The 13,053-nt window shown below is 30.0% G+C and carries 12 protein-coding genes; 7 read left to right on the top strand and 5 right to left on the bottom strand.

Translation table 11 applies throughout. The annotated features are described in order from the left end of the window. The first annotated feature begins 62 nt into the window (after positions 1-62). The gene (locus AABJ49_RS00130) at positions 63-842 is read left to right on the top strand and encodes a carboxypeptidase-like regulatory domain-containing protein (protein ID WP_338374920.1); all 780 of its coding nucleotides are present in this window, start codon (positions 63-65) and stop codon (positions 840-842) included. On the opposite strand, the gene AABJ49_RS00125 is transcribed toward AABJ49_RS00130, so the two are convergent. From AABJ49_RS00125 to AABJ49_RS00105, 5 genes are all read right to left on the bottom strand, one after another. Then, on the bottom strand, positions 837-1,493 hold the full coding sequence (locus AABJ49_RS00125; protein ID WP_338374919.1) for an RNA methyltransferase: 657 nt from the start codon (positions 1,491-1,493) through the stop codon (positions 837-839). The two genes, AABJ49_RS00130 and AABJ49_RS00125, sit on opposite strands and share 6 nt — an antisense overlap. Before the next feature lie 122 nt (positions 1,494-1,615). Further along, complete coding sequence (locus tag AABJ49_RS00120; protein WP_338374918.1) at positions 1,616-3,826, bottom strand: TonB-dependent receptor plug domain-containing protein; 2,211 nt, start codon at positions 3,824-3,826, stop codon at positions 1,616-1,618. A 9-nt stretch (positions 3,827-3,835) separates the two neighbouring features. Beyond that, entirely contained in the window at positions 3,836-5,140 is a 1,305-nt protein-coding gene (locus AABJ49_RS00115; protein WP_338374917.1) for a hypothetical protein, read from the bottom strand. Positions 5,141-5,224: 84 nt separating this feature from the next. Then, entirely contained in the window at positions 5,225-5,779 is a 555-nt protein-coding gene (locus tag AABJ49_RS00110; protein WP_338374915.1) for a DUF4331 family protein, read from the bottom strand. 28 nt (positions 5,780-5,807) lie between these two features. Further along, positions 5,808-6,455: a DUF4331 family protein gene (locus tag AABJ49_RS00105; RefSeq protein ID WP_338374912.1), complete on the bottom strand. Its 648-nt coding sequence runs from the start codon at positions 6,453-6,455 to the stop codon at positions 5,808-5,810. A gap of 165 nt (positions 6,456-6,620) precedes the next feature. Here AABJ49_RS00105 and AABJ49_RS00100 point away from each other — a divergent pair, with 165 nt between their 5' ends. The 6 genes from AABJ49_RS00100 to AABJ49_RS00075 all read left to right on the top strand — a co-directional run bounded on the left by AABJ49_RS00100 (position 6,621) and on the right by AABJ49_RS00075 (position 12,976). Then, entirely contained in the window at positions 6,621-7,151 is a 531-nt protein-coding gene (locus AABJ49_RS00100; RefSeq protein WP_338374910.1) for an RNA polymerase sigma factor, read from the top strand. After that, positions 7,144-7,926, top strand: coding sequence for an anti-sigma factor (locus tag AABJ49_RS00095; protein ID WP_338374908.1), 783 nt, complete (start codon positions 7,144-7,146; stop codon positions 7,924-7,926). Before AABJ49_RS00100 ends, AABJ49_RS00095 begins: the two co-directional genes overlap by 8 nt. A gap of 112 nt (positions 7,927-8,038) precedes the next feature. After that, the gene (locus AABJ49_RS00090) at positions 8,039-8,728 is read left to right on the top strand and encodes an NAD-dependent deacylase (protein WP_338374905.1); all 690 of its coding nucleotides are present in this window, start codon (positions 8,039-8,041) and stop codon (positions 8,726-8,728) included. 45 nt (positions 8,729-8,773) lie between these two features. Next, entirely contained in the window at positions 8,774-9,169 is a 396-nt protein-coding gene (locus AABJ49_RS00085) for a hypothetical protein (RefSeq protein WP_338374903.1), read from the top strand. 99 nt (positions 9,170-9,268) lie between these two features. Continuing rightward, a complete protein-coding gene (gene purB / locus AABJ49_RS00080; RefSeq protein ID WP_338374902.1) occupies positions 9,269-10,615 on the top strand; it encodes an adenylosuccinate lyase in 1,347 nt (448 codons plus the stop codon). Positions 10,616-10,744: 129 nt separating this feature from the next. Beyond that, positions 10,745-12,976 carry a cation:proton antiporter gene (locus tag AABJ49_RS00075; RefSeq protein ID WP_338374900.1) on the top strand — a complete coding sequence of 744 codons (2,232 nt, stop codon included), beginning with the start codon at positions 10,745-10,747 and terminating at the stop codon, positions 12,974-12,976. The last annotated feature ends 77 nt before the right edge of the window (positions 12,977-13,053 follow it).

The following is a 13,053-nucleotide window of genomic DNA, read 5'->3' as shown; positions in this document are numbered from 1 at the left end:
TTTTCTTATAAAACTGCAAAATATCTCTAATTGATTCGTATTTTTGAATCAATATTTAAGAAATGAGGTATTTTGTAGTTTTTTTATGTCTTTTTATTACTTCTTTTAGTTTTTCTCAAACTAAAAAGGATTCTATAGCTGATGTTGAAAAAGTTAAGGGAACAGTTGTGAATATTGAGACATCACTTCCAATGAAAAATGTGCATGTTATAAATACAACTCAAGTAAAAGGATCAGTTACAAATGGTAGTGGTGAATTTGAAATTGAAGGTGTTGTAAATGATACTATTATTTTTACTTTTCTAGGTTTTGAAACCGTAAAAACAGTTATAACCAATGACTGGATAAAAAACAATACTACCAAAATTAAACTTACAGAAAAGATTTATGTATTAGACGAAATTAAACTTTCTCAATATAATCTTACTGGTTATCTTGAAGTTGATACTAAAATCATACCTGTAAATGATAATTATAGGAGTAATATTAATGGTTTACTCGCTTATTATGAAGTTGGTGATCGTTCTCCAAATGCTTTAGGAAGGGTTGTTAGGTCTGTTTTAAATCCAGCTGATTTCTTGTATAACACCTTTAGTAATAAATCTAAAGAGATGAAAAAGCTAAAGCAAATGAAAGCAAATGATGATATCAGAAAGCTTTTAGCTACTAAATATGATAGAGAAACATTAGCATCTTTATTAGAAATTAGTAAAGATGATATTCCTTTAATTTTAGAAAAATGTAATTATTCAAAAGATTTTATCAATTCAGCTAATGATTTGCAAATTCTTGATGCAATTAGTGGTTGTTATGAAGAATATAAAATGTTGAAACGATTATAGATTTTCGTAAAATCTAGCTTCAACATTTTTAATGTCTTTTATTGTTTTTCTGGCCCAATCAATTCTTTTTTCAAAAATTTCTTCTTCTGATAATTTCCAATCAATAGTAGAATTTCTTAATCTGTTTGTAATATCTTGAATGATAATGGCAGCAGAAACAGAAATATTTAAACTTTCGGTAAAACCAACCATAGGAATTTTTAAATAACCATCCGCTTGTTGCATTACCTCATCAGAAAGCCCTTCTTTTTCCGTTCCAAAAAATAAAGCAGAAGGTTTTGAAATATCAAAATTTTCAATCGTACAGGAATCATTGTGTGGAGTTGTTGCAATAATTTGATAGCCTTTTGCTCTTAAATTATCTATACAAGCTTGACTTGAAGGATGTTCAATAATATCAACCCATTTTTGAGCACCCATGGCAATTTGCTTATCTATTGATTTACCAAATTTCTGTTCCACAATATTTAATTCTTGTATACCAAAAACTTCACAACTTCGCATTACAGCACTAGTATTATGCATTTGAAACACATCTTCAACCGCAATTGTAAAGTGTTTAGTTCTCTTCGATAAAACATCTAAAAAACGTTGTTTTCTATTTTCTGAAAGAAACCCTTCAAGATAAGTAAGTAAGTCTGAATTTTCCATTTTGGCAAAGATAGCTAATTAGACTCTATTACAAAAAAAACGTCAGCCTAAGATGTATGAACATTACTTAAACTGACGCAAACAAAATAAAAACTAATCAATAATAATCATCCTACCGATTATTAAAAATTATACCCTATTTTTATTTTTGCAAAAAAAGGAGTTCCAGGTGTAAAATGAATTTCCTCTACTGGTTGTGCTTCATCTTGCAACCTAGATTCAGTTAAAAATTGTGTTTCGTTCCATTTTGTATTAAAAATATTTTCGACAACGAATCCAATATTAAATTTGTTGATTTTATAATTTACATTAAAATCGGAAACAAAATACCCTTTTGCAATAACTGAATTATCTCCATTTGCTGCTCTATCTCCTAAATATCTATATTTGATCGCTGCTGTAAATCCTTTGTAATCTTTTAAAGTAATTCCTCCTGTAGATGAAAATTTTGGTGCTAAAGGAATGTATTCTTCAAAATCTTCACCACTTCTTGCGAAAGCATAATTTCCATCAAAATCAGCAAAAACATAATCGCTTAATTGGTATCTAAAACCTAAATCAACTCCATATCTTCTCGATTTTCCTGAAGCTTCTACTACTCCAGCATCACCTACATAAACAAATTCTTGTTGAGAAAATAACGTCCATAAAGCTGTATTAATAATTAAATTACTCGTTGGTTTCCATACATTTCCAACATCAACTCCAAAAACACTTGGCACTACTTCTTTGTCTTCTTGCAATGCTACACGTGAATCGTTTGAATGAAATCCGAATCCAGATTTAATAAAATATTCAACATTATTATTCTGTGAATAACTCACATTCAATTTTGTTGAAGCTTTTACTACTGAAGTGGATAAAGTTTTAAACATTGGTGCTAAAGCATCCTGGTAATTAAATTTAAAATAATCTAAACGAATAGCTGGTGCAACTTTAAATTTATTGAACTTAAATTCTGAATTAAAATATCCATACATATTCGATTCATCAATATCACCTAACTGAATGTTTTCAAGAACTTCCTGTCTATTTAAAGTACGAGATAATTCTATTCCATCAATTTCATCAGCTCTAAACCCTACTCCACTTTGCAGAGAAACAACACTATTGTTTAAAAATATTTTTTTATTGAATTCAGTATTCGCTCCATATAAATTTCGACTTTCTTTTTGTCTGATTTGGTCACCGTTTATTGGATCAACTAAGAAAAAGGTAAAGTTTGAAAAAAGTGTAAAATCATATTTTGAATAAAAAACATTCGTTTTCACAAATGTGTTTTCATCTATTGATTTTTGATGAGAAACGATGAAGTTTGTTCTACTAGTAAAACCACCTTCAGTATCATCAACTGCTCCAAATCTTGAAATTGTTCCGTTTTCAACCAAACGATTTGGAATTTGTCCTGATGCATCCCAACGGCTTGAAAATCTTGAAGCTTGTAAGGTCAATTTTGACGAGTTATCTAATTGCACATTATACTTTCCAAAAACATTAAATCGGTTAAAGTTTTGAGGTGAATCAAATGGACCATCAGTCAAAATATATTCTGTAGCTATATAAGCGTTTTGTTTTTTATTAGTTTCCAAAAGATTAAAAAGTCCAACCATACGAGTTGTATTGAATTGTCCAGCCTCTAACGTGATAGAGTTGTTGTCTAATTTATCTTTAGTTTGAAAACCTACATAACCAGCTGTAGCAAAATTTCCTTGATTGGCTTTGTAAGGACCTTTTCCAAAATCAATTTTGTTAACCGTTTCTGGAATGATAAAGTGTAAATCTGAATAACCTTGTCCATGAGCATGAGAGACCATATTAATTGGCATTCCATCCACACTTAATGCAACATCTGTTCCGTGATCCACATCAAAACCTCTTAAAAATATTTGTTCTGCTTTTCCACCACCAGCATGCTGACCAATGAATAAACCTGGTACCTTTCTAAGAATTTCTTGAGAGGAATTCACTGGATTTGTCATTAAATCAATTTTTGCAATGTTATTGGTAGTGTTTATTCCTGTACTTAAAACCACTTCATTTAATTGAATAATATCATCTTCAAGTGTAATTGATAAAGGTTCATTAATATCTGCAACAGTAATAACAATTGTTTTATATCCTAATTTACTAATTCGCAAAGCATCACCATTATTAGTTCTATCAATACTAAATTCACCTAAATCATTAGTATGAGAATGTGAATCTGTTGTCAGATTTAAGATGTAAGCTTCACTCAAAATACTTTCATCAGAATCCATAATTTTTCCTTTCGCTATTTGTGCTGAAACTATTGAGTAGCAACACAACAGCAATACTGTTATATATAATTTCATGATGTTAGTTTACAAGTTTTTTATTTTGTTTTCTAAACCTGGTCCTAATTCATAAACACTAGCTAATAATTCTTCTTTCATAGGGGCAATTTCTGCCGTTTTATTATTTGCTTTTAGTATTTCGGCGTTATGATATACAATATTAGGTTCAAATGATTTTCCTATAGTATGTTTCTCAATGATTTCTAAAGCTTTTTCTTTTTCACCCATTTTAAAATAGCTCCAAGCTAATAAATCATATGATTCTGGTGTTGGTCTATTTTCAATTTCTTTTTGGGCAATTTTTATAGCATTATCAACTTGTTTAGGATTTTCTGCCATAAGTAGAACATTGTATTTGTTATACATATCACCATAATTATGAGAAGCTAAAATTTCGTTATATTTTTTTATAGCTTTAGTTTCTTCATCCTTATTATTTTGAAATTCTGCAATTTCAGCTTTTAATAAATATAAATCTGGTACTAAATGTTTTGATTCAATATTATTTATTATTTCTAAAGCTTGTTCAGAATTTCTTTCGTGTGAAAATGAAATCCAAGCAATGCCTTTTAGAGCATAAGTGTTGTGATTATCTTCTTCTAAAGTTTTTAGATAATATTTGTATGAGTCTTCAATTCTTCCTGCATGTCCGTAAAAATCTCCAATATTAGAATAAACCCATATTTTTAATTCTTTATTTTTTTCATCTTCAGCAATCTTTAGAGCTTTTTCCATGCTTGAAATCGCTGTATCCAAATCACCTTTGTGATCATTCCATTTTGCTAATCTGATAAGGTAATCAAAATCATTAGGGTTTTGAATAACTGTAAGCTTTTCCTTTGCTAAATCATAATTTCCTAATTCCATATGAACATCAAAAAGCATCTTTTGAGTTCCTATTTTATTTTCACCTAATTCATCTGCTTTTTCTAAATGTGTTAAAGCTTCTTTAAAACGGTGTTGCGAAATATAATTACGAGCAATAGCTCTGTGAATTCCAGCATTTTCTTCAACAAATTTTTCATTAGCTTCCAATAATAGTTTTTCAGCTTTGTACAAATCATCAATCTTTCCTGTGATTTCAAATAATTGAGAATATTGAGCAGCTAATGTGATTAAATAAGAAGACTGGTTTGGTGCAGCATCAAATTTCGTTTGCCAAAATTCGATTTCTTTATTAATATCTTGTATTTTTTTATTGTCATTTACTTCTAAATAAGCTTTGTAATCTTCTTTATTGGTAACCTTATTTGATTTTTTAGATGTGCAATTAAAAAACATTAAGGGAACAATTAAAAATAGGAGTAGTTTTTTTATTTTGTTAGATTTCATAATTATGTAGGATTTATTAGTTTTGTTTTGTTTAAAATTAAAAGAGCGTAATTAAAAACTACGCTCTTTTAAAAAAGGCAATTTCTACCAAGGAGATGCTAAGTATGGGAAAGACGCTAAAAACGCTTTATCATTTGAACTTACATTATCAGAAGTTAATCCAGGGTTTTGAGTAGCATTTGGTCCACCAAAAATTAGAATTAATTCTACATCGATAACATCATCTGCCAAAGCTCTACCTGTTAATACATTTGTTCCATCATAAAAAGTTGTTGGAGCTGTTGTAGAAACATTTAATACATCAGTTGCTAAAACAGTTGTGAACGTTTGAGCATCTAAACCTAATAAATTTGTTGTATATCCTGCATTTAATGCTAATAATTTAGATTGAAAAGCGGATTGAAAACTAGATCCCATAGCAGAAGGAACTGTTGTGTTAAAATTGTCTTTACTTCCAGAATTTACAAACACTGTATTGATAGCTGGTCTACCCATTTGATCTTGTTGCGTGTAAGCTCCACTAAAATCTAAGACATCTGATTTAACTACAGTTGTTGTTTCTTCTTCAGCATTACATCCTACAAATAGAAGCGCAACTAATGCAGCAGCTATTACTAATTTGTTTTTTATTGATTTCATAATAATATTGTTTTAAGTTTTTAAAAATTTATTTTTTCTTAGTTTCAACCCAAGTATTTAATGTTCCCGAACCTCCTAAAGAAGATTTTGGAACCTCAACTACAACAGACATAACATTAGTTCCAGCAAAAGTATCAGTACCTGGATTATTAAATGAAGTCGCTGTTCCTCCAATGATAGCAGAATATTGACCAAAGTCGAAAAAGAAAGGATCATCTCTAGGTCCTGCAAACATACTTGCTCCGTTTTGAGTTGAAATTACTGCTGAGCTACCATATTCAGTGATATCAACACTACCCAAAGGATTCTGAGTTTTAACAAAACTTTGAGTACCTGGAGCTAAAGGTGCAACAGGTCCAAAGAAATACATTTTTCCATTTCTAGGAATTGCTTGAATCACCAAATCTTCAACATTGTCTCCGTTATTATCAATGTTGAATTCAATTAAAACATTTTCATCAAATGTTGCTGCTGCAGTAGAGCCTGGAGCAATCAAACCTTGAACATTTGCTACAAACACCATATTGTTTGTATTAGAACCTTGAAAAGCATAAAAATCAGTAATGTCTGATTTTCCTCCTGCAACAGCCGGAGCATCAATGTGATCCGCTGCAATTAAAGTAATAGCTAAAACTCCTGTTAAAGCCAACCCTAATAAAATTTTTGATTTTTTCATTTTGTTAGTTTTTAAATTATTAATTAATATTTATGAATCAATTTTAAATGTATTTGAAAACATCTACAATTGATTTATAACTACAGTTACGAGAGAAATAACTTTTTGGTTTTAAAAAAAGAAAAAAAAAATTAACTCTTTGTTTTTTTTATTACTTTTACCAATATGGAACAAGAAGAATTAATAAAAGAATTGCTTAAAAAAGACGACAAGTCTTTTACTCTATTATATGACAATTACTCAAAAAGTCTTTATGGAGTTATTTATAATCTTATTAGAAACACTGAAGAAGCCGAAGATGTGCTGCAAGAAGTATTTGTTAAAATCTGGAAAAACATAGATTCTTATAACGAATCTAAAGGACGATTATATACATGGATGCTTAATATTGCTAGAAATTCATCCATTGATAAGCTTCGTTCTAAAAACTTTAACAATAGTCAAAAAAACTTATCTGCCGATAATTTCGTACATGTGCTTGAAGATAGCTCAAAAACTACCAACAGAATCGATGCAATTGGTATTAAAGAGTTTATCATGAAGCTAAAACCAAAATGCATTCAAATAATAGATCTATTATTCTTCAAGGGCTATACCCAACAAGAAGCGTCAGACGAATTAGAAATGCCTTTAGGAACAGTGAAGACGAACAATAGAAATTGTATGAACGAATTAAGAAAAATGATCCATGACTAGTAAAGAGTATATAGAATCAGGAATCTTAGAATTATATGTTTTTGGAAAACTTTCAGAAGCAGAAAATCAAGAAGTCCAACAAATGATGGCTGAACATCCTATCATTAGACAGGAAGTTGTAGCAATAGAAGATGCTGTAATTAATTTATCACAAAGTGTTGCTCCAAGGTTATCGGCAATTAATTATGAGAAGATTAGAAATCAGATCTTAGAAAAACGAAAAGTAATTGAAATGAAATCTAAATCAAGTTGGTCATCATATGTTGGATGGGCAGCCGCTGCTGTACTTGTAGTTGGATTTGGTCTACAGTTCAATAAACTAAACGAATCCAATCAAGTGATAGACAAATTAGGCAGCGAAAAATCAGCTATGCAAGAATCTATAGTTGATTTAGAATTGAAGAAAAAAGAAGCAGAAACCGTATTGGCAATCGTTAGAGATAACAATAACCAAGCGGTGGCACTTGCAGGACAAGCTGTTTCACCTGAATCCTATGCAAAAGCGTATTACAACAAAGTTACCAAAGAAGTATATGTTGACGTTGCAGGTTTACCAACGCCTCCAAAAGGAAAAGTATATCAAGTTTGGGCTTTAAAACTTAGTCCTTTAACACCTACAAGTATTGGAGTTTTAGATAATTTTACTGTTGATAACACAAAGGTTTTCAAAGTAGATAATGCACAAGATGCTGAAGCTTTCGGAATTACATTAGAACCTGCTGGTGGTAGTGTTTCTCCAACATTAGAACAATTATATACTTTAGGTAAAGTTTAAAACTTTTAATAGATTTATTTACAATCTCTCATCATAATCTTATTTATTTTGAGAGATTTTTTTATATTTGATAAGGTAAAAACAAAAGATTAAAATTTTCACGGAAATTAATATGAAAAAAGTAGTTGTACTCACTGGAGCTGGTATAAGTGCTGAAAGTGGTATCAAAACCTTCAGAGATGCTGACGGTTTGTGGGAAGGTCATGACATCATGGAAGTAGCATCACCTGTTGGTTATCAAAATAATCCTGAATTGGTTTTAGATTTTTACAACAAACGAAGAAAACAACTTTTCGAAGTACAACCCAATTTAGCTCACACTATTTTAGCTGAAATGGAAACCGATTTTGATGTAACCATAATCACTCAAAACGTAGATGATTTACATGAACGAGCTGGTAGTTCAAAAGTTATACATCTGCATGGAGAATTATTAAAAGCCAGAAATGAAAAAGATGTCAATTCAATAATAGATTCGAAAAAAGACATTCATTTAGGTGATTTAGATGCAAACAATATTCAATTAAGACCTCACATTGTTTGGTTTGGAGAAGAAGTTCCAGAAATGGAAAGAGCAATGATAGAAATTGAAAATGCTGATTATTTATTAGTTATCGGAACGTCTTTACAAGTGTATCCTGCAGCTGGTTTGATTAACTACGTAAACGAAGATGTTTTAGTGTATTATATTGATCCAAAACCGGCTACTATTTATGATTTAGACAATCCATTAAAAGTAATTCCGCTTTCTGCAACTGAAGGAATGAAAATTGTTCGTGAGGAGTTTAGAAGACTTATATAACTGATAATTAAAGTTTATTTCAAGTTATAAAACAGATTTAGAAAAATGAAAAAATTAAAATTTGGTCATTATTATATTATTTTTTTTGTGACTTTATTTACTATATTGGGAATTCGTGGATATTTAATTCAAGAAAAAATTAAAAATGATGGAAAAGATATCATTGTAAAATTTATTAAAAAAAAGAGCAAACCTAAAACGACTCACTTTTACTTTGGATATTATTTTAAAGGAAAATATATTGAAACTTTAAGCTCTGGAATTAAATATTCTATTTTGAATTCAGAAGAAGAAACTAATTTGATAAATAATCTAGAAATAAATGCTTTTTACGAAGCAAAATTTAATGAAAATTATCCTGAATCCATAATAGTTAATCCCTCAAAAAAAATTACCGATACATTAAAAATTAAATTAGAAGGTTTTGAGTTTACTCAATAAATACTTTGCAAACTATTTATAAAAAGTTTTAAACTAATTACTGATAACTAATCACTAATCACTAAATTTGCATTTCTTTAAAACACAACACACAACAAAATGCAAAATCTTACTGAATTAAACGCTATTTCACCAATTGACGGTCGTTATAGAAACAAAACAAAATCATTAGCTCCTTATTTTTCGGAAGAAGCTCTTATAAAATATAGAGTTTTAGTTGAAGTGGAATATTTTATTGCTTTGTGCGAATTGCCTTTGCCTCAATTAGAAACTGTAGATGTTAAAAAATATGCAGCTTTACGTGATTTATACAAAAACTTCAGTACAGAAGATGCACTTTGGATTAAAGAAACCGAAAAAACCACAAACCACGATGTAAAAGCGGTTGAATATTTCATCAAAAGTAAATTTGATGCTTTAGGATTAGAAGCTTACAAAGAATTCATCCATTTTGGTTTGACTTCTCAAGATATTAACAACACTGCGATTCCCCTTTCTACAAAAGAAGCTTTTGAAGATTGTTATTTACCAACTCTTGTTGCATTAGTACAAAAATTAAAAGAACTAAGTGTGGAATGGAAAGACATTCCAATGTTAGCAAGAACGCACGGACAACCAGCCTCTCCTACTCGCTTAGGTAAAGAAATTTTAGTTTTTGTGGAGCGCATTGAAGAGCAAATGCGTCAATTATTCAACGTACCTTTTGCTGCTAAATTTGGTGGTGCAACAGGAAATTATAACGCTCACAAAGTAGCTTATCCAAACCAAGATTGGAAACAATTTGGAACTGATTTTGTAGAAAATGCTTTGGGATTACATCATTCATTTCCAACAACTCAAATTGAACATTACGATCATTTTGCTGCCTTTTTTGATGGTTTGAAACGAATCAATAATATTATTTTAGATTTAGACAGAGATATTTGGACTTATGTTTCAATGGACTATTTTAAACAAAAAATAAAAGCTGGTGAAATTGGTTCTTCAGCGATGCCACATAAAGTCAACCCAATAGATTTTGAAAATAGTGAAGGAAATTTAGGTATTGCAAATGCCATTTTCGAACATCTTTCAGCTAAATTACCAGTTTCTCGTTTGCAACGTGATTTGACTGATAGTACAGTTTTAAGAAATGTTGGTGTGCCAATCGGTCATACTTTAATTGCTTTTGAAGCGACTTTGAAAGGATTAAATAAATTATTGTTGAACGAAGACAAATTTACTGAAGATTTAGAGAAAAATTGGGCAGTTGTAGCTGAAGCTATTCAAACCATTTTAAGACGTGAAGGCTATCCAAATCCTTACGAAGCTTTGAAAGACTTAACTAGAACTAATACGGTTATCAATAAAGAATCAATTCATGCTTTTATTGAAACGTTGAAGATTTCAGATGAAATTAAAATTGAATTAAAACAAATTACACCAAGTAATTATTTAGGAATATAAGTTCATTTAAATTAAAATATTTAAAATCCTGTCAAATGAATAACAGGATTTTTTTATTGAAAAAAGTTAATTATATTTAAAAAATATTGTAGATATTTAAGCTAATACATAACTTTAGAAAAAAACTTTATGCTAATACCATTAGTTGCGACAACTACTGTTCATATTCCAAACTTGATAAATGATTTAGGACTAATCCTAATTACAGCAGCTGTTGCAGTTTTGATTTTCAGAAAGTTAAAACAACCTTTAGTATTAGGATATTTAGTAGCTGGATTTTTAGCTAGTTCACATTTTTCATTTTTCCCAACAGTAAAAGACACAAATAGCATTACTGTTTGGGCAGAAATTGGAGTAATATTTCTTTTATTTAGTCTAGGACTCGAATTTAGTTTCAAAAAATTACTAAAAGTTGGAGGAACAGCATCCATAACTGCTTTGACGCAAATTGTTTCGATGATAATTATTGGGTACTATGCTGGAAAATTTATGGGTTGGAATGAAATGAACTCTATTTTTTTAGGTGTAATTTTATCAATATCATCTACCACAATTATTTTAAAAGCTTTTGATGAATTAGGTGTAAAGTCCCAAAAATTTACAGGAAATGTAATTGGAGCCTTAATTGTTCAAGATATTGTAGCCATTTTAATGATGGTTTTATTGTCAACTATTGCAGTGAGTCAACAATTTTCTGGTGCTGAATTAATTCAATCGTTATTTAAATTAGCTTTCTTTTTAATCATTTGGTTTGTTTCAGGAATCTTTTTTATTCCTACTTTATTAAGAAAATTAAAACCTTTATTTACTGATGAAATGCTTTTGATAATTTCATTAGCTCTTTGTTTATTCATGGTAATTTTCGCAGCTGGTGTTGGATTTTCTCCTGCTTTAGGTGCTTTTATTATGGGTTCCATTATAGCTGAAACTAATGAAGCCGAACACATCGAACATTTAGTAAAACCTGTAAAAGACTTATTTGGAGCCGTTTTCTTTGTTTCAGTTGGAATGCTGATCAATCCAGAAACATTGGTAGAATACGCTTTTCCAGTAATGATTTTAACATTAGTAACGGTTTTTGGTCAATCAATAACTTCTACTATTGGAACCATAATTTCAGGGCAACCCTTAAAAGAATCGGTTCAAACTGGAATGAGTTTATCACAAATAGGTGAATTTTCATTTATTATTGCAACCCTTGGAGCTTCTTTAAATGTCACTAGTGATTTCTTGTATCCTATTGTTGTTGCGGTTTCTGCAGTTACTGCATTTACAACTCCTTTTATGATAAAATATTCCACACCAGTTGCAGGTTTTATTGAAAAGAAACTACCCAAAAGATGGGCTAAACGAATTGAAATTTATAGTGCCAATGCTCAAGCTATAAAAACAGTTAGTACTTGGAGGAAAGTCATAAAAGATTATATTTTTCAAATAGCCATTCATTCGATTATTTTACTTGCAATTATTCAAATGTCTAAACGTTTTTTGATGCCTTTGATGGACGAATATAGTTATGGCAATGTAGTAACTGCTATAATTACATTCATAATTATTGCTCCTTTTTTATGGGCTTTATCCTTGCGAAGAATTGCACCTAACGAAGTGCAAGAATTATTAAAAAACAAAAAACATTATGGTCCTATTGCGGTTTTAGTCTTTATTAGAATCGTTATTGGCTTATTCTTTATTGGAATGATGTTAAACAATTTCTTCTCACCAGGAACAGCTGTTTTAGCCTTTGTGGTTGCTGTTATTATGATTTTAGTTTTTCCAAAAAAAATCAACAGACTTTATGTGAAAATTGAAAATAGATTTGTCAAAAATTATAATCAAAGAGAACTTTCTGTAAAGAAACTTAATCGTAATAACCTTTCTCCTTGGGATGGTCACTTAGCAAATTTCCTAATTGTTCCCGAATCTGATTTGGTGGGAAGACCTTTGGAAGAAATCAAAATTAGAGAAGATATTGGTGTAAATATCGCTTACATTAAACGTGGAAATTTACATATTAATGTTCCAACCAAGTATGAAAAACTATATCCAAGCGATGAAATTTTTGTTATTGGAACTGACGCTCAAGTCAAAGAATTTGGGGATTATTTGAAGAAACATGAAGTAAAAGTCATCGAAGAAGAAGATTCAGACATTATTTTGCAACAATTTGAATTGGAAAACCAAGATTTCATTGGTCTAACCATTAGAGAATCCGAATTAAGAGAAAAAACAAAAGGTCTAGTTGTTGGCGTTGAACATAACGGAAGAAGAATTTTAAATCCAGAATCTAATTTTATTTTGAGTAAAAACGATATTGTTTGGGTAGTTGGTGATCGTAAAAAGATTGCTGCTTTTTTTGGGTAACATTTGTTGATGAATGAAAAATATTGAAATACAAAATACTCCATAAAAGCGAACACAAAACCTCAAATTCCCACTTT

The sequence above is a fragment of the uncultured Flavobacterium sp. genome (genome assembly GCF_963922255.1).
Classification (GTDB): Bacteria; Bacteroidota; Bacteroidia; order Flavobacteriales; family Flavobacteriaceae; genus Flavobacterium.
Note: the sequence above shows the minus strand (reverse complement) of the source record. Positions and strands in the feature narration are given on the sequence as shown.

Excerpts from the sequence above, each read along its gene's own strand:
- AABJ49_RS00085 (WP_338374903.1), top strand. The coding sequence starts at position 8,774 with ATGAAAAAATTAAAATTTGGTCATTATTATATTATTTTTTTTGTGACT.
- AABJ49_RS00090 (WP_338374905.1), top strand. The coding sequence starts at position 8,039 with ATGAAAAAAGTAGTTGTACTCACTGGAGCTGGTATAAGTGCTGAAAGT.
- purB (WP_338374902.1), top strand. The coding sequence starts at position 9,269 with ATGCAAAATCTTACTGAATTAAACGCTATTTCACCAATTGACGGTCGT.
- AABJ49_RS00110 (WP_338374915.1), bottom strand. The coding sequence starts at position 5,779 with ATGAAATCAATAAAAAACAAATTAGTAATAGCTGCTGCATTAGTTGCG.
- AABJ49_RS00125 (WP_338374919.1), bottom strand. The coding sequence starts at position 1,493 with ATGGAAAATTCAGACTTACTTACTTATCTTGAAGGGTTTCTTTCAGAA.
- AABJ49_RS00095 (WP_338374908.1), top strand. The coding sequence starts at position 7,144 with ATGACTAGTAAAGAGTATATAGAATCAGGAATCTTAGAATTATATGTT.
- AABJ49_RS00130 (WP_338374920.1), top strand. The coding sequence starts at position 63 with ATGAGGTATTTTGTAGTTTTTTTATGTCTTTTTATTACTTCTTTTAGT.
- AABJ49_RS00105 (WP_338374912.1), bottom strand. The coding sequence starts at position 6,455 with ATGAAAAAATCAAAAATTTTATTAGGGTTGGCTTTAACAGGAGTTTTA.
- AABJ49_RS00075 (WP_338374900.1), top strand. The coding sequence starts at position 10,745 with ATGCTAATACCATTAGTTGCGACAACTACTGTTCATATTCCAAACTTG.
- AABJ49_RS00120 (WP_338374918.1), bottom strand. The coding sequence starts at position 3,826 with ATGAAATTATATATAACAGTATTGCTGTTGTGTTGCTACTCAATAGTT.
- AABJ49_RS00115 (WP_338374917.1), bottom strand. The coding sequence starts at position 5,140 with ATGAAATCTAACAAAATAAAAAAACTACTCCTATTTTTAATTGTTCCC.
- AABJ49_RS00100 (WP_338374910.1), top strand. The coding sequence starts at position 6,621 with ATGGAACAAGAAGAATTAATAAAAGAATTGCTTAAAAAAGACGACAAG.